Origin of the sequence: Candidatus Palauibacter sp., from assembly GCF_965261555.1 — a bacterium.
Classification (GTDB): Bacteria; Gemmatimonadota; Gemmatimonadetes; order Palauibacterales; family Palauibacteraceae; genus Palauibacter.
The window spans coordinates 1,992,043-2,007,356 of the sequence record NZ_OZ253465.1 but is presented as its reverse complement, the minus strand read 5'-3'; the positions used below and the strand labels follow the sequence as shown (position 1 = coordinate 2,007,356).

17 protein-coding genes and 1 other RNA gene are annotated in these 15,314 nt (G+C 70.3%); 6 read left to right on the top strand and 12 right to left on the bottom strand.

What is annotated here, in order from left to right; genetic code table 11:
* Positions 1-239 precede the first annotated feature (239 nt).
* From ACQY5G_RS08645 to bshB1, 4 genes are read left to right on the top strand one after another with little or no spacing between them, the layout of a single operon-like run.
* Complete coding sequence (locus ACQY5G_RS08645) at positions 240-1,484, top strand: ABC transporter permease (RefSeq protein ID WP_428103824.1); 1,245 nt, start codon at positions 240-242, stop codon at positions 1,482-1,484.
* Positions 1,485-1,494: 10 nt separating this feature from the next.
* The gene (locus ACQY5G_RS08640) at positions 1,495-2,787 is read left to right on the top strand and encodes an ABC transporter permease (protein WP_428103822.1); all 1,293 of its coding nucleotides are present in this window, start codon (positions 1,495-1,497) and stop codon (positions 2,785-2,787) included.
* Between the two features lie 3 nt (positions 2,788-2,790).
* The gene (locus tag ACQY5G_RS08635; protein ID WP_428103820.1) at positions 2,791-4,080 is read left to right on the top strand and encodes an ABC transporter permease; all 1,290 of its coding nucleotides are present in this window, start codon (positions 2,791-2,793) and stop codon (positions 4,078-4,080) included.
* Between the two features lie 30 nt (positions 4,081-4,110).
* A complete protein-coding gene (gene bshB1, locus ACQY5G_RS08630; RefSeq protein ID WP_428103818.1) occupies positions 4,111-4,836 on the top strand; it encodes a bacillithiol biosynthesis deacetylase BshB1 in 726 nt (241 codons plus the stop codon).
* A gap of 33 nt (positions 4,837-4,869) precedes the next feature.
* Here the strand turns inward: bshB1 and ACQY5G_RS08625 are convergent, their stop codons facing one another.
* Positions 4,870-5,304: a hypothetical protein gene (locus ACQY5G_RS08625; protein ID WP_428103816.1), complete on the bottom strand. Its 435-nt coding sequence runs from the start codon at positions 5,302-5,304 to the stop codon at positions 4,870-4,872.
* A gap of 46 nt (positions 5,305-5,350) precedes the next feature.
* Between ACQY5G_RS08625 and ACQY5G_RS08620 the strand changes: the two genes are divergently transcribed.
* Together ACQY5G_RS08620 and mnmA are read left to right on the top strand one after the other, a co-directional pair.
* Positions 5,351-6,523, top strand: coding sequence for a cysteine desulfurase family protein (locus ACQY5G_RS08620; RefSeq protein ID WP_428103814.1), 1,173 nt, complete (start codon positions 5,351-5,353; stop codon positions 6,521-6,523).
* A 13-nt stretch (positions 6,524-6,536) separates the two neighbouring features.
* Positions 6,537-7,634 carry a tRNA 2-thiouridine(34) synthase MnmA gene (mnmA, locus tag ACQY5G_RS08615; RefSeq protein ID WP_428103813.1) on the top strand — a complete coding sequence of 366 codons (1,098 nt, stop codon included), beginning with the start codon at positions 6,537-6,539 and terminating at the stop codon, positions 7,632-7,634.
* A 60-nt stretch (positions 7,635-7,694) separates the two neighbouring features.
* Here the strand turns inward: mnmA and dnaJ are convergent, their stop codons facing one another.
* The 11 genes from dnaJ to aroF all read right to left on the bottom strand — a co-directional run bounded on the left by dnaJ (position 7,695) and on the right by aroF (position 15,291).
* A complete protein-coding gene (gene dnaJ, locus ACQY5G_RS08610) occupies positions 7,695-8,795 on the bottom strand; it encodes a molecular chaperone DnaJ (protein WP_428103811.1) in 1,101 nt (366 codons plus the stop codon).
* A 4-nt stretch (positions 8,796-8,799) separates the two neighbouring features.
* Positions 8,800-9,432 carry a nucleotide exchange factor GrpE gene (locus ACQY5G_RS08605; RefSeq protein ID WP_428103809.1) on the bottom strand — a complete coding sequence of 211 codons (633 nt, stop codon included), beginning with the start codon at positions 9,430-9,432 and terminating at the stop codon, positions 8,800-8,802.
* A 23-nt stretch (positions 9,433-9,455) separates the two neighbouring features.
* On the bottom strand, positions 9,456-9,917 hold the full coding sequence (locus ACQY5G_RS08600) for a CinA family protein (protein ID WP_428103806.1): 462 nt from the start codon (positions 9,915-9,917) through the stop codon (positions 9,456-9,458).
* Positions 9,918-9,933: 16 nt separating this feature from the next.
* Positions 9,934-10,512, bottom strand: a complete 579-nt coding sequence (locus ACQY5G_RS08595; protein ID WP_428103804.1) for a CDP-alcohol phosphatidyltransferase family protein — start codon at positions 10,510-10,512, stop codon at positions 9,934-9,936.
* Positions 10,513-10,559: 47 nt separating this feature from the next.
* The gene (locus tag ACQY5G_RS08590) at positions 10,560-10,910 is read right to left on the bottom strand and encodes a hypothetical protein (RefSeq protein WP_428103802.1); all 351 of its coding nucleotides are present in this window, start codon (positions 10,908-10,910) and stop codon (positions 10,560-10,562) included.
* Positions 10,911-10,915: 5 nt separating this feature from the next.
* The gene (recR, locus tag ACQY5G_RS08585; RefSeq protein WP_428103800.1) at positions 10,916-11,503 is read right to left on the bottom strand and encodes a recombination mediator RecR; all 588 of its coding nucleotides are present in this window, start codon (positions 11,501-11,503) and stop codon (positions 10,916-10,918) included.
* Positions 11,500-11,835, bottom strand: a complete 336-nt coding sequence (locus ACQY5G_RS08580; protein WP_428103798.1) for a YbaB/EbfC family nucleoid-associated protein — start codon at positions 11,833-11,835, stop codon at positions 11,500-11,502. Before ACQY5G_RS08580 ends, recR begins: the two co-directional genes overlap by 4 nt.
* An 18-nt stretch (positions 11,836-11,853) precedes the next feature.
* The gene (gene dnaX, locus ACQY5G_RS08575; RefSeq protein WP_428103795.1) at positions 11,854-13,617 is read right to left on the bottom strand and encodes a DNA polymerase III subunit gamma/tau; all 1,764 of its coding nucleotides are present in this window, start codon (positions 13,615-13,617) and stop codon (positions 11,854-11,856) included.
* Positions 13,618-13,717: 100 nt separating this feature from the next.
* Positions 13,718-13,813: signal recognition particle sRNA small type (ffs, locus tag ACQY5G_RS08570), an RNA gene on the bottom strand.
* A gap of 46 nt (positions 13,814-13,859) precedes the next feature.
* Complete coding sequence (locus ACQY5G_RS08565) at positions 13,860-14,174, bottom strand: YraN family protein (protein WP_428278671.1); 315 nt, start codon at positions 14,172-14,174, stop codon at positions 13,860-13,862.
* Positions 14,175-14,247: 73 nt separating this feature from the next.
* Positions 14,248-15,291, bottom strand: coding sequence for a 3-deoxy-7-phosphoheptulonate synthase (aroF, locus tag ACQY5G_RS08560; RefSeq protein ID WP_428103792.1), 1,044 nt, complete (start codon positions 15,289-15,291; stop codon positions 14,248-14,250).
* Positions 15,292-15,314: the final 23 nt, after the last annotated feature.

The following is a 15,314-nucleotide window of genomic DNA, read 5'->3' as shown; positions in this document are numbered from 1 at the left end:
CGGAGGCCGAGCCCGCTCCAGCACCGTCCCGGGAGGCCGAGCTCCCGCCCGCTCCCTCGCCGGCGCCACCCCTGGAGACCGCTCCGGCACCGCCGCCGACGGCCGCTCCGATGGACCCGGTGCCGCCAGAGGCCGCGCCTCCGGCTCCGGGAACGCGGCGTCCCATCTCGAACCCGTGGGCGCCGCCGCCCACGCCCCCCGCCGACGGCGGCCGCTAGCGGCCGCGCGACTCCCCGCCGATGAGATTCTGGGAGGGCATCCGCCTCTCGCTGCAGCAGGTCCGGGCGCAGAAGCTGAAGTCGTTCTTCGCGCTCCTCGGCATCAGCATCGGGATCACCTTCCTCATCGCCGTGATCGCGATCGTCGAGGGCATCAACAGCTACGTGCGGGACGACTTCGCCGGTTCCCTCTTCGGCGTGAACACCTTCACCGTCGTCCGGCGGCCGCAGATTCAGACCGGGGAGATCGACGAAGCGGAGCGTCGGCGGTGGCGGAGCAATCCCGAACTGACCATGCGCGAAGTGGAGGTCGTGCAGGACGCGGCGCCGAACGCCCGTTACCTCGCCTACTACGCCAATTCGTTCGCCGGATCGGTTCGTTACGGTCAATACGAGCGGCGCAATGTGCGCATTATCGGAGGCTCGCCGGAATATGAGGCGGTCCAGGGGTGGGACGTGGAGGAAGGCCGCGGCCTCACCGCCATCGACGATAACCAGGCGCTCGCGGTCGCCGTCATCGGATCCCAGATCGCCGAGCGGCTCTTCCCCACCACCTCGCCCATCGACAAGCGCATCCGGGCGGGAGGACACCGCTTCCGGGTCGTCGGCGTCCTGGAGGAGCAGGGCGGTTTCGCGGGGAATATCCGAGATGCCGCCATCCTCATCCCGTTCGAGACCTTTCAGCGCACGGTGACGAGCCGGCGGCTGGAGGTCGACGGCATCACGGTCAAGGTCAATTCGGCCGAGGAACTCGAACCGGCGATGGCCGAAGTCGAGGGGGCGATGCGGACCTACCGCCGGCTGCGGCCGTCCCAGCCCAACGACTTCGGCATCGACACGTCCAGCGCCGTGCTTGACGTATGGGCGACGATAAACAGCATCCTCATGACCGCTCTGCCCGGACTGGTCGGGATCTCGCTCGTCGTCGGGGGGATCGTGATCATGAACATCATGCTGCTCTCGGTCACGGACCGGACGCGAGAGATCGGACTCCGCAAGTCCCTCGGGGCGCGGCGGCGGGACGTTCTGTTCCAATTCCTGACCGAAGCCTCCACCCTCTCGATCGCGGGGGCGGCGCTCGGCATCGGGACCGGATTCGGGCTGGCGTTCCTTGTCGAAAGACTCTGGTCGCTCCCGGCAGCGGTCTCGGTTCCCGCGATGATCGTCTCGCTCGTTCTCGGACTCGGCGTCGGTATCGCCTCCGGACTCTATCCCGCGTATCGGGCGGCCCGGCTCGACCCGATCGAAGCCCTCAGGTTCGAGTGACGCTGCCGCAATGAAGGCGTCGCGCCGGGGTGGCATGGGTTTCGTCTCGACGATCACGGAGGGGATCGCCGTCGCCTTCGATTCGCTCGGCGCGAACAAGGTGCGGAGCGGACTCACGATCCTCGGCGTGACCATCGGAGTGCTCGTGGTAATGGTGATGGCTGCGGTCATCACCGGGATCAACCGGAGCTTCTCGGACCTGGTCGCCCCAAACGGGATGACGACGTTCAACGTCGTGCATTTCGACTTCTCGTCGTTCGACTTCACCGCCGGTCCGCTCGACGATGCGGAGAACGATTTCTTCAGGAACCCGCCTCTGAAACCGGAGTGGGCGAAGGACATTGCGCGGATTCCGGAAATCCGTAGCGCGGCGGCGATGGTAGACCTGGCAGGGTCGGGCTACGAGGCGAGCGTGGGATCGGAGCGCGTCGAGATTTCCCTCTACGGCGTGGGGGCCGATTACCTCGAGATCTCGAGCGGCGACATCATCTCGGGCCGCTGGTTCACGCATTTGGAGGCGGATCGGCGCGCCGCGGTCGTCGCCATCGACTCGGCCACGGCCGTGGGGTTGTTCGGGAGCCGGGATCCGCTCGGACGCGACATCCGGATCTCCCGAGGCAACGAAGGATCCAGAGTCCGGGTCATCGGCGTGTACCGCCCGCCGGCCAACCTCTTCGCGGGCCTGGCGACGCACTATGTGTGGCTCCCGTTCCCGACGGCGGACAAGGTGTTGCGGGTGTGGGACCGCCAGGTCGCCCTGCTGGTGCGGCCGGACGCCGACACGGATCTCGAGACGGCATTGGACGCGACCCGCGCGCGCATGCGGCAGTTGCGCGGATTGAAGCCGGGCGAGGAGGACGACTTCGCGTTCATCACCTCCGACCAGATGATGTCGCTGTGGGGCCAGCTGACGGGCATCCTGTTTGCGGCCATGGTGGGTCTGTCGAGCATCGGCCTCCTCGTCGGGGGCGTCGGCGTCATCGGGATCATGATGATCTCGGTGACGGAACGGACCCGCGAGATCGGACTGCGCAAGGCGATGGGCAGCCGGCGGCGGGACATCATGTGGCAGTTCCTCGTCGAGGCCGCCACGCTCACGCTGCTCGGCGGGGCGACGGGGATGCTGATCGGGGGCCTGCTCGTCTGGGGCGTGAACCAGTGGACACCCCTGCCCGCAGTCGTGCCGCTGTGGTCGATCCTGGCCGCGCTGCTCGCTTCGATCCTCACCGGGGTGGGGTTCGGACTCTACCCGGCCTCGCGGGCAGCGGCCCTCGATCCCATCGAAGCGCTGCGCCACGAGTAGGTCATGAGGGCGCGCCGTGGCGGCGGGATGGGTTTCCATGCGACGGTCACCGAGGGGATCGCGGTCGCCTTCGACTCGATCGGAGCCAACAAGGTCCGGAGTTGCCTGACGATTCTCGGGGTGACGATCGGCGTGCTCGTCGTGATGGTCATGGCGGCGGTCATCACCGGCATCAACGGCAGCTTCTCGGAACTCATGTCGCCGCGCGGCATCACGACCTTCTGGGTGGCTCACTTCGACTTCACCTCCACCAATCTGGCGGGCCCGCTCGACGAAGAAGAGCCCGACTTTCTCAAGAATGACCCGCTCGATCCGCAGTGGGCCGAGGAACTGGGCCGCATACCCGGGATCCTGAGCGCCGCAGCGTTCGTGGACCTGAGCCAGGAGAGCTACGAGGCGAGGGTCGAGAGCGAACGGGTCGAGATCTCGCTCCTGGGGGCCGGCGCCGACTATCTGGAGATCGACGGCGGCGACATCATGGCTGGCCGCTGGTTCACGCGGGCGGAAGCCGACCGGCGGGCACAGGTGACGGTGATCGATTCGGCGACGGCGGTCGACCTGTTCGGGAACCGCGACCCGCTCGACCGGGAGATCCGGATCGGGCGGGGCAACGAGGCCGCCGTCTTCCGGGTGATCGGGATCTACCGGGTGGCGCCCAACCTCTTCGCCGGTCTGGCGACGCACTGGGTGTGGGTGCCGTTCGCGACGGCCGACAAGGTGCTGCGAGTCTGGGATCGCATGATCAGCTTCGTGGTTCGGCCGGAGCCCGAGATGGAACTGCAGATGGCGATCGATGCGACCCACGCACGCATGCGGCAGCTCCGAAACCTGAAGCCGGGCGAGGAGGACGACTTCGCGATCATGACCGAAGACCAGCTGCTGGAGTTGTGGGGGCAGCTCACGGGGGTCCTGTTTGCGGCCATGGTCGGCCTTTCGAGCATCGGGCTGATGGTCGGGGGCGTGGGGGTCATCGGCATTATGATGATCTCCGTGACCGAGCGGACGCGGGAGATCGGGTTGCGGAAGGCGATGGGCGGCCGGCGGCGGGACATCATGTGGCAGTTTCTGGTCGAAGCGGCCACGCTCACGCTGCTCGGTGGAGCGACCGGGATGCTGCTGGGCGGCGCGATCGTGTGGGCCGTGAACGGGTTGACGCCGCTGCCCGCGGTCGTGCCGCTGTGGTCCATCGTGGCGGCCCTTGCGGCATCGGTGCTCACCGGGATCGGTTTCGGACTCTACCCGGCTTCGCGGGCCGCGGCGCTGGATCCGATCGAAGCGCTGCGCTACGAGTAGGCGACCGAAAGGCGAGCGGCTGACCGCCCGATGACCGAACCACCTCTGGACCTCCTTGCGATCGCGGCGCATCCGGACGATGCCGAGCTCACCTGCGGCGGGACGCTGGCGCGCGCGGCGGAACAGGGGTACCGGACCGGGATCCTGGACCTGACGCGGGGCGAGATGGCCTCGCGCGGGACTCCGGAGTTGCGGGCGGAGGAGGCGGACCGGGCGGCGGCGGCGCTGGGGGTCGGGGTCCGGGTCAGCGCCGGGCTCCCGGATGCGCGGCTCGAGAACTCGCTGGAGGCGCGGGGGATCGTCGTGGGGCACCTGCGGGACCTCGCTCCGGCGACCGTGATCCTGCCGTATCCGCGCGGCCGTCATCCGGATCATCGGGTCGCCTCCGAACTTGCCCGCGATGCCTGTTTCCTCGCCGGACTGCGGGAGTACGACGGCGGACCGGGCAGGCGGCCGGAGAAGATCCTCTACGCCATGGCGTATCGGGAGGACGCGGTGAAGCCGACCTTCGTCGTCCCGCTCACCGAAGAGCAGTTCCAGCGCAAGGTCGAGGCGGTGCGGTGCTACGCGTCACAGTTCCAGGGCTCGACCGCGGCGGGCGAGATCTTCCCCACCGGACAGCCGCTCGTCGAACGCATCGAGACCGCGTCGCGACACTACGGCTCGCTGATCCGCGCACCGCACGGGGAACCGTTCCATACGGACGAGACGATGCGCGTGAGCGATGTCACACGCCTCGGAGTCCGCTCGTTGTAAGAAGGCGCCCGCTGCAAGAAGGCGCCGGGGCCGTCAGCCGCAGCGAACCTCGACGAGGAGACGCTTCCAGCTCGGGACCGACTCGGCGCCCACCTTGATCACCTGCACGCGTGCCGCGCCGCCGCGCCGCATCCAGGGGGCGAGCCAGGCGCCGATCTCCCTCGGGAGGTGGCCGACCGGGTCGCCATCGCGGATGTGGACCCAGACATCGTCGGGTTCGCCTCCGGGCGGGTCGGGGATGAGGAGGAGTTCCTCCTGCGGACTTACCGTGTCGAGGTGGCGGGCGCGGTCTTCGAAAGCGAGTCCGTGTACGGTGGTGCGGAACACCGGGGCCCCGAGCGGTGGTATGCTCTGCTCGTCGGACGTGGGCCCTGTGGGGCTTGGCGCCGGGGGGGTCGGCCCCGGCGCGGAACGTGGTGGCTCCATGTACTCCATCCCGAGTTGCGGCGTCGTTTGAAGCTTCGACACAATAGACGCTCTCTGCTCGACGGGCGAATCCGGACCGAAAACGACGATGACACAGCGGGAAGAAGAGCGACTTTACCTCGACTACGCGGCGACCTGGCCCATGCGGCCGGAGGTATGGGAGGCGATGGGGGCGGAGCTGCGGCACGGCTTCAATCCCGCGAGCGCGCATGCCCCGGGACGGCGGGCCCATCGCTGCCTCGAGGTCGCGCGCGGGCGGATCGCGGATCTGCTCGGGTGCGCGCGGTCATCCATCTACTTCACGGGCGGCGGCACGCAGTCCGACAACCTCGCGATCCTCGGCTTCGTCCGGTCGAATTCGGGGCGGAGCCCGCGCGTGTTCGTTTCCGAGATCGAGCACAAGGCATGCCTCGAGGCGGCGGACCGCGGCGCGGTGGAGGGAGCCCGCGTCGCGCGGATTCCCGTGGACGGGTCGGGGACGATCGATCTCGGGTCGCTGCGGCGGGAACTCGCGGCGGACCCGGACGCGCCGACGCTGATCTCGGTGATGTGGGCGAACAACGAGATCGGCACGGTCCAGGCGATGGGGGAGATCGTGGAGCTGGGCCACGAGTACGGGGCGCTCGTGCACACGGACGCCGTTCAGGCGCTGGGAAAGGTGGACTGCGATCTGGAGCGGACGCCGGTCGATCTCCTCTCGGCGACGGCGCACAAGCTCGGCGGGCCGGTGGGGATCGGCCTCCTGTACCTGCGGCCGGGGGTGACGCTGGAGCCGCTCAGCTACGGAGGGGGCCAGGAACGGTCCATGTGGCCGGGCACGCAGAATCCGATCGGCGCGACGGGCTTCGCGGCCGCGCTCGCGCTCGCGCTCGAGGACCGCGAGGTGGAGGTCGCGCGCTGGACCGCGCTGCGCGATCACCTCGAGGCGCGGATCCGGGCGGAGATCCCGGACGCCCGGATCCATGCCGGCGACGCGCCGCTGCGGATGCCGAATCTCGTCAGCATCGGGATTCCGGGGTGTGACAGCGGTGCCGTGCTCGTCTCCCTCGACTTCGAGGGGATCGCGGCCTCGGGCGGATCGGCCTGCGGCTCCGACTCGAGCGTCGGCTCCGACGTGCTGGACGCGATCGGGATCACCAGCGATGTCCCGTACGCGGCCGTGCGCTTCAGCTTCGGCCACGACACCTCCCGGGCGGACGTCGACGCGGCGGCGGACGCGCTTGCGCGGGTGGCGGCGCGGGTCGTCGCCCTCACGGCCTGAGCGCTCCCACCCCATGATCGCCCCGAGCCGCCTCGCGGACTCCGTGCTCGTCGCCATGTCCGGCGGCGTGGACTCGTCGCTCACCGCGGCGCTGCTGGCGCGCGAGGGCCGACCGATCATCGGCGTGACGATGAAGACCTTCTGCTACACCGGCAGCGAGGGACCGACGCGCACCTGCTGCGGCCTCGACGGGATCGCGGACGCCAAGTCCGTCGCCGCCCAGCTCGACATGCCGCACCACGTGTTCGACGTGGAGGAGGACTTCACGCGCGACGTGATCGACGACTTCGTGTCGGAGTACGCGGCCGGCCGCACGCCGATCCCGTGCGTCCGCTGCAACAGCTTCACGAAGTTCCGGGATCTCCTCGTGCGGGCGGACGCGCTGGACTGCCGCTGGCTGGCGACGGGGCACTATGCGCGCGTGGTCCGACCCGGCTCCGGCCCTCCGGAACTCCACCTCGGCGCGGACGACCACAAGGACCAGACGTACTTCCTGTGGGGGATGCCCCGCGAGGCGCTCGACCGCCTGCTCCTGCCGGTCGGCGAGCTGACGAAGCCGCAGGTCCGCGCGGAGGCGCGGCGGCTCGGCCTCGACACGGCGGACAAGCCGGAGTCGTTCGAGATCTGCTTCGTCCCCGACAACGACTACGCAGGGGTCCTGCGCCGGTACCTGCCGGAAGACCACCCTGCCCTGTCACCCGGCGCCATCCGCTTCGAGGACGGCTCCGACGCGGGCGAGCACCCCGGCTACGCGCACTACACCGTGGGACAGCGCAAGGGACTCCCGGGCGGCTTTCCCGAGCCGATGTTCGTGCTCGAGATCCGGCCGGAGTCGCGCGACGTCATCATCGGGCCGCGGGCCTCCCTGGCCCGCTCGCGCATCGGCGCGGAGGGCGCGAACTGGCTGGCCGAGCCTCCCGACGGAGGCGAGCGCATCGGCGTGCGGATCCGGCACGGGGCCGCGATCGTCGACGCGGAGGTCATCGAGGCGACGCCGACCGGCTTCTCGCTGGAGTTGCCCGTCCCGCAGTCGGCCATCACGCCCGGCCAGAGCGCCGTGCTCTACCGGGACGGACGGGTCCTCGGCGGCGGCGTCATCGTCTCGAACTGAGGGTCGGCGCCGGGCGCTGGCGGCCGACGCCGGGGCGCCACGGGCGGCCGGCACCGCGGGTCAGTAGGAGAGGCCCTCCTGTTTCGCGAGATCCTGGACCGTCTTCAGGCCCTCGCCGGAGAGGTCGGGCGTTTCCACGACGACCTTGACGAGCTGGTCGCCCCGGTTGTCGCCGCGCCGGATGCCCTGGCCCCTTATCCGGAACGTGGTGCCGCTCTGCGTGCCCGGCGGGATTCTGAGCACGACCTTGTTCCCGCCGATCGTCCTCACCTTCACCTTCGAGCCGAGGATCGCCTGCGCCACGTTGATCGGCACCTCGCAGGCGAGGTCGAGCCCGTCGCGGGTGAAGAAGCGGTCGGGGTCGACCTGGAACTTGATGATGAGGTCGCCTGCGGGGCCGCCGCCCGGACCGCGTTCGCCCTTGCCGGAGATGCGGACGCGCGAGCCGCTCTCGACCCCCGCGGGCACCTTGACGCTGAGCTTGCGCCGCGTGTTCACCTGGCCGCGCCCGGAACAGCTCGAGCACGGCGTCTCCGGCACCATCCCTCGGCGCATGCACACCGGGCACGGGCGCGTGACGGAGAACCCGCCCTGCCCGAACGTGACCTCGCCCTTGCCATCGCACTCGGCGCAGCGCACCAGCGAGGTGCCGGGAGCCGCGCCATCCCCGTCGCACGTCGCGCACTCCTCGTTGATCGGCACCGTGACCGCGACCCGGCCGCCCCGCGCCGCGGTGCGGAGCGGCACCGTCACCAGGTATTCGACGTTGCGGCCCCGCTTCGGCCCCTCCTTCTCCGGCTTCGCCTTCTTTCCGAAATCGAAGATGGAGGAGAAGATGCCGCCGATCCCGCCCAGGTCGGACAGGTCCTCGAACTTGAAGTTGCCGGCCCCACCGGGGGCTCCGCCCGGCTGGCCGGGTCCGAACGCGCCGAGGCCGCCGTACTTCCGCACGCGGTCGTACTTCTTGCGCTTGTCCGGGTCGGAGAGGACGCCGTGCGCCTCCGACACCTCCTTGAACTTCTCCGTCGACTTCGGATCGCCCGCGTTCGCGTCCGGGTGGTGCTCCTTCGCGAGCTTGCGGTAGGCCTTCCGGATCTCGTCCTCGCTCGCGTTCTCCGCGACCCCGAGAATCTTGTAGTAGTCCTTCGTCTGCGTCGCCATCGGATCAGGAAGCTTCCGCTTCGTGGCGGTAGACCGTGACGCGCGCGGGGCGGAGCAGCCGGTCGCCGAGCCGGTATCCGATGAGGACGACGTGCGACACGAGCTCGTCCTGCTCCGGGTCGTCCGTCGGGGTCATCATCAGCGCGTCGTGGAGGTTGGGGTCGAAGCGCTCGCCCACGGGGTTCACCGGTTCCACGCCGTTGTCGGAGAGGACCTTCGCGAACTTCCGGGCCACGAGCCCGATCCCCTCGTGCAGGGCCTCGGTCGTCGTGCCCTCGAGCGGCGTATCGGCCACGCGCTGCAGGTCATCCATGGTTTCGAGCAGCTTGCCGGCGAGTTCCGCGCGCGCCCGCTCTCCCGCATCGCTCAATTCGCCTCTCGTCCGGCGCCGGAAATTGTCGAACTCCGCCGCGAGCCGGAGGTGGCGGTCCTGCAGAGCGGCGAGTTCTCCCTCCGGTCCGAGATCCTCGGCGGACTCGGGCGGACCGACCTCGTCCACGTGCCCGGGCGTTTCCGGAGCCTCTTCGGCCGCGTCCGGCTCAGGCGCATCCGGCTCCGCGGCGTCGCCGGCGTCCCCCGGAGCGGCATCCTCCGGCACCGCGCTCTCCATCTCCTGTTCCAGATCCTTCGTTCCCATCGAATATCCTTCGAAGTTGCTCGTCAAAGCCGTGAATCCAGCCAGCGGATCGCTTCCAGCGCGGCCGCTTCCCGGATCTCGTCCCGGCTCCCCGCGAAGCGGTGGCACCGCGCGGCGCGGGAGGGGCCGTCGTGGGCGATCCACACCGTGCCCACGGGCTTGTCGGCGGATCCGCCCGAGGGCCCGGCGATTCCCGTGACGGCGATGGACCAGGTGCTCTCCGCCACGCGCCGCGCCCCGGCGGCCATCTCCTCCGCCACCGCCCGCGAAACGGCGCCGTAGCGGCGGAGCGACGCCTCCGACACCTTCAGCAGCTCCCTCTTGGCGTCGTCATCGTAGCTTATCAGCCCACCCCACAAAACCTTCGAAGCTCCGGGTACGGCGGTGAGGGCGGCGCCGATCAGGCCGCCCGTGCAGCTCTCGGCGAGCACGAGGGTGTGACCCCTCTCGCGCAGGCCTTCGATGAGCGTCGCGGCGGCCTCCAACAGCGACGGACCGCCCTTACGAATGGCGACCGGCCATGACGCGCGAGAACATCCCCAGGTAGGTCACGGCGGAGGCCAGCGTGAGCAACACGGCGAGGGTGAGGAAGGTCGTGGTGAACCAGCCGTGGAAGGCGGAGAACCACTGCCACGCCCAGCCGCCGGGGGCCACGAAGCCGGGCGTCAGGAACGCGACCCAGAGAATCGCGGAGCCGATGAAGATGTTCTGTGCGAGCGCCTTCCTCTTGCCCAGGATCTGCGCCGCGACGATCCGCCCGCGCCGCGCGGCGAAGGACCGCAGCAGCGTGATCAGCGCCTCGCGCCCCAGGAAGACGACGATGGCCCAGAGCGGAATGACGCGGAACAGGGGGAGAGAGGGGGTGCCCGCCTGCCCGAGATTGATGGTGTAGACGGGGATGAGGGCGGCGACGAGCAGCAGTTTGTCGGCCAGCGGGTCGACGATCTTGCCGAAGGAGGTCACCTCGCCGCGGGCGCGGGCCAGGTGTCCGTCCCACAGATCCGAGAGCGCGGCGAGGACGAACACGACGAACGCGATCATGCGCGGCGCCGGCCGAGGCTGCAGGAGCAGCGCCGTCACGACGGGAGCCGCGAGGATCCGGCCCGTGGTAATCGCGTTCGGGAGATTCAGTGTGGGTCTCCGCTCTCCAGGACTTCGTCGCTTGCGAGCACGCTCTCGAGGCTCTCCAGGACCGCCGTCGCGCGCTTGCGGAGGAGCGTCCGCTCCTCCCATGCCAGATAATCTCTCAGCAGCGGCAGATCGTCCACGGACGGGTGCGACTTCAGGTATCCCAGGGCCGCCAGGCGTCGGAGCGGGTGCGGACTGAACAGTTCGCGCCGGTGGCGGCGCATCTGGTCCCGCGCGAGATAGATCCCGAGGCCGACGGCGGCGGCGGCGCCCAGCAGGGCCGCGGCCGCGATCTTCCAGCCCGTCGCGGAACGGCGGTCCGCATCCTCGTATTCGATTCGAGTCGTCATCGCTGCTACATCTCCCGTCGGCCGGCGAAGGCTTCGGCGATCGTCACTCCGTCGGCGTACTCGAGGTCCCCCCCCACGGGCAGCCCGCGCGCGAGGCGAGTGACCGTGACATCGGCGGCCGAGGCGAGCAGGCGCTGCAGGTACGTCGCCGTCGCCTCTCCCTCGACGCTCGCGTTCGTCGCGATGATCACCTCCCGGACGGGCGTGTCGAGACGCCGAAGCAGGGCCCGGATGTTCAGGTCTTCGGGCCCCACCCCGTCGAGAGGGGACAACCGCCCGCCAAGTACATGATACAACCCCGCGAAGTTCCCCGAGTTCTCGATCGCCGGAATGTCCGAGGCCTCCTCCACGACGCACACCTGCGCCGGATCGCGCCTCGGACTGCGGCAGTATTCGCACGGCTCCATGTCGCTGAGGTTGCCGCAGGCGCCGCACACGCGGACCTCCGCCGCGACCCGTTCAATGGCCCGCGCCAGCCGCCGGGTGTCGTCCTTCGAACTCTTGAGCAGGTGATAGGTGAGCCGCCGCGCGGTCTTGCGACCGATCCCGGGGAGCCGGCCGAGTTCACCCACGAGCGCTTCGATGGCGTTCACGGACCGCCGAGGATGTTGCCCAGACCCGGCAGCGGCAGGCCTCCCGCCGCCTGACGCATCTCGCTCTCCATTCGGTCCTTCGCCCGCCGCTGCGCCGCGGAGGCCGCGGCGACGATGAGGTCCTCGAGCATCTCGACCTCTTCCGGGTCCACGACGGCGGGGTCGATGGAGACGCCCTTGACGTTCCCCTGACCATCCACCGTCACCTCGACCATCCCACCGCCCGAGGCCGCGACCAGCGTCTCGCGCGCGAGCTTCTCCTGCATATCGCTCATGCGCGACTGCATCTGCTGACTGAGTTGCATCAACTGCTGGATGTTCACGCCGTCCACTCCGATTCTCCTGTTCTTCTACTCCTTCAGGGTGAGGTCGAGTTCCTTCACGGCTTCCCGGAGTTGCGGGTTTCCGTCCAGCAGCCGCTCGACCCGCGTCCGGGCCGCTTCCCCGGCGGTCATGCGGCCGCCCTTGTGGTCGACGATCGCGAAGCTGACGGTCGGCAGCCCCAGGCGTTCCGCGAGATTCGCGCGGAGGGCGCCGGAGCGCGAATCGTCCTTCAGCAGTTCCTCGAGCTCCTCGCGCCACCCGGCCTGGACGCGGAGCCGAAGCTCGTCCTCCACGAGGCCGGCAACTTCGGTGCCGCGCAGAGCCAGCCCGGACACGCCGCCCAGCCCCTGCGTCTCGGCGACCGCCGCGGCCCACGCGTCGCGGACCGGGGATGACGGCGCCGTCTCTCCGGCCTCGGCGGGCGGCGGAGGGGGGGGCGCGGGCCGCGGGGCCGGCGCGGACTGCGGGGGCGGCGCGGGCTGCCGGGGTGGCGCGGGCTTCTGGGCCGGCGCGGGCTGCGGGGCCGGCGACCGGTCCGGGGGAGCGGCGGCGCGTGGCGAGGGACGGTTCCCGCGCTGGCGCCGGGGCGGATTCGGCGTGCGCGTCCGGGACGCGGGCTCGCCGTCGGGGGCGCCCAGGGCCGCCAGGAGTTCCTCGAGTTCGACGGTCGATTCCATGCGGACGAGACGCAGGAGCAGAACCTCGAGCTGGATGCGCGGCTGGGAGGACCGGTGGAGCATGCCGGAGGCCTCGAACTCGCTGAGGGCGGCGAGCATCCTCAGCAGGTCCGCCGGGACCAGAGCCTCGGCGGCGGTGAGGAAACGCTCCCGCGACTCCGGCAGGAGTTCGACCGCCTCGGCCTCCGGATCGAGCCTCAGCACCAGGAGGGTGCGCAGCGCGTCGCCGAGCCCGCGCAGAAACTCCGCGGAGTCGTGCCCATCGTCGAGGAGATCCTGGACGAAGGCGAACACCCCGGCGCGATCCCCGTTGGCCGCGATTTCGAAGAACGCCAGATATCGATCTTCATCGACGAGCCCGAGCATGCGGCCGACATCCGCGAGTTCCACCGCGTCGCCCCGGAAGGAGAGCACCTGGTCGAGGGAGGAGAGCGCGTCGCGGACGCCGCCCTCGGCCCGGCGCGCGATCGCCCGCAGCGCCCCCGGCTCGGCCGGGATTCCCTCCGCCTCGAGCACCGCCTCCAGCCGGCCCGCGATGTCCCGGACGGAGACCCGCCGGAAGTCGAATCGCTGGCACCGGGACATGACGGGGGCCGCGCCGCGCTCGATCTTCTGCGGCTCGGTGGTGGCGAAGGCGAAGATCACGCGTGGCGGCGGCTCCTCGAGGATCTTCAGGAGCGCATTCCACGCATCGCGCGTGAGCATGTGCGCCTCGTCGAGGATGTAGACCTTGTAGCGCTCCTCGCTCGTGGGCGCGTACGCGGCCCGGCGGCGGAGATCCCGCGCGTCCTCGACGCCCCGGTGGCTCGCCGCGTCGATCTCCACGACATCGAGCGAGGCGCCGCCGGACCAGATCCGCTCGCACGAGGGACACGTGCCGCACGGTTCGCCGCCGGAGCGGTCGGGGCAGTTCAGGGCCATCGCGAGAATGCGCGCGGTCGTCGTCTTCCCGACCCCGCGCGGACCGCAGAAGAGATACGCGTGGCCGACGCGCCCGGACTCGATGGCGGCCTTCAGCGTGGACCCGATGTGGTCCTGTCCGACCAGCTCCGAGAAGCGTCGGGGCCGGTAGGTTCTGGCCAGCGCGGTGCGGTACAGGGGCTCGTGAGCCATCTGGGTCGGCCGGGGGTCACGGCCCCGGCCGGGTTCGACTCCTTCGGGTCTGAGGGCGCCCGCGTCCCGCGACGCGAGGACGCCACCGGCGTCGGGCGAACGACCCCAGGCGGGCCGTGGCGACCGTCACACGCTTACCGCTGCTACCTTCACGGTCCTGACGGGATTTACGCGCTCCGGCCCCACGGGCCTGGGGCACCGTTATCTTATCGGCCCGCGGGGGCAGCGGCCAGAAAAATCCGTCATGCGTCGTCGCCGTAGAAGGCTTCCGGGATGTGCCGGACCCGGGACGCTCCGCGGCGATCGACCTCCACCGCGACGACGTCGAAGCGGGCCTCCGCGGCGGCGCCGGGATGCCGGCTGAGCCACGCTCCGGCCGCGCGGCGGATCCTGCCCCGCTGGGCGCGGGAGAGCGCCTCCTCGGGCGTCTGCACGCCGGGGCGGCGGGTCTTCACTTCGACGAAGGCCACCGTGTCGCCGTCCCTGATGACGAGATCGATCTCCAGCCGCCCCACGCGCCAGTTGCGATCGAGGATCTCGTACCCCGCGTCCGCCAGGTGGCGCGCGGCGATTCGCTCGCCGAGGCTGCCGAGGCCGTGCTTCGTCGGGGGCCGGACGCCCCGTGCCCCGTCAGCCGTGGGCGGCGACCGGAGCGCGCGCGATCCGCCGGCCGATGGCCTCCGCGATCGCGTGAAGCTCGACCATCAGCGCGTCGAACTGCTCGAAGGTGAGAGACTGCTGGCCGTCCGACGCCGCGGTCGCGGGATCGGGATGGACTTCGAGGATCAGGGCGTCCGCGCCCGCCGCGACCGCGGCTCGGGCCATCGGTCCGACCTTCGACCGGGCCCCCGTGCCGTGGCTGGGGTCCGCGACGATCGGGAGGTGCGACAACTCGTGGATCGTCACGATGGCGGTGAGGTCGAAGAGGTTCCGCGCGTGCGTGTCGAAGTTGCGGACGCCGCGCTCGCACAGCATCACGCGCGATTCGCCCTCGGCCACGATGTACTCCGCGGCGAGCAGCAACTCCTTGATCGTCGCGGACATCCCCCGCTTGAGGAGGACCGGTTTGCCGGCACGGCCCGCCGCCCGCAGCAGCGAGTAGTTCTGCATGTTCCGCGCGCCGATCTGGATGACGTCGGCGTACTCCGCGACGAGGCCCATGCTCTCCGTGTCCAGCGCCTCGGTGACGACCGCGAGGCCCGTCTCCTCGCGCGCGCGGGCGAGCAACTGCAACCCCTCTTCCCCCAGCCCCTGGAAGGAATAGGGCGAGGTCCTCGGCTTGAAGGCTCCCCCGCGCAGCGCGGTCGCCCCGGCCTCCGCGACCCGGTGGGCGGTCTCCAGAATCTGTTCGCGCGATTCCACCGAGCACGGACCGGCCATGACGACGATGTCCCGCTCGCCGATCCGCACGCCGTTGGGCAGCTCGACGACCGTGTCCTCGGGCCACCATTCCCGGCTGACCTGCTTGTACGGCGGCGATACGTGGATGACGCGGAGGACGCCCTCGATCCCCACGAGCCGGCTCTCCTCGACGCGCCCATCGTTGCCGACCAGGCCCACGGTCGTGCGCTGGGCACCCGGCATGGGCCGGGCCCGGTATCCCATGTCCTCTATCGCGCGGACCACGTCCTCGACCTGCCCGTCCGTGGCGCCGTGCTTCATGACCACCAGCATCGTTCCCCCTGTGAGTGACCTTC

Bases quoted from the DNA above. Each gene is read 5' to 3' on its own strand.
- ACQY5G_RS08635 (WP_428103820.1), top strand. From the start codon at position 2,791: ATGAGGGCGCGCCGTGGCGGCGGGATGGGTTTCCATGCGACGGTCACC.
- mnmA (WP_428103813.1), top strand. From the start codon at position 6,537: ATGATCGCCCCGAGCCGCCTCGCGGACTCCGTGCTCGTCGCCATGTCC.
- dnaX (WP_428103795.1), bottom strand. From the start codon at position 13,617: ATGGCTCACGAGCCCCTGTACCGCACCGCGCTGGCCAGAACCTACCGG.
- ACQY5G_RS08605 (WP_428103809.1), bottom strand. From the start codon at position 9,432: ATGGGAACGAAGGATCTGGAACAGGAGATGGAGAGCGCGGTGCCGGAG.
- ACQY5G_RS08620 (WP_428103814.1), top strand. From the start codon at position 5,351: ATGACACAGCGGGAAGAAGAGCGACTTTACCTCGACTACGCGGCGACC.
- aroF (WP_428103792.1), bottom strand. From the start codon at position 15,291: ATGCTGGTGGTCATGAAGCACGGCGCCACGGACGGGCAGGTCGAGGAC.
- dnaJ (WP_428103811.1), bottom strand. From the start codon at position 8,795: ATGGCGACGCAGACGAAGGACTACTACAAGATTCTCGGGGTCGCGGAG.
- ACQY5G_RS08640 (WP_428103822.1), top strand. From the start codon at position 1,495: ATGAAGGCGTCGCGCCGGGGTGGCATGGGTTTCGTCTCGACGATCACG.
- bshB1 (WP_428103818.1), top strand. From the start codon at position 4,111: ATGACCGAACCACCTCTGGACCTCCTTGCGATCGCGGCGCATCCGGAC.
- ACQY5G_RS08590 (WP_428103802.1), bottom strand. From the start codon at position 10,910: ATGACGACTCGAATCGAATACGAGGATGCGGACCGCCGTTCCGCGACG.
- ACQY5G_RS08645 (WP_428103824.1), top strand. From the start codon at position 240: ATGAGATTCTGGGAGGGCATCCGCCTCTCGCTGCAGCAGGTCCGGGCG.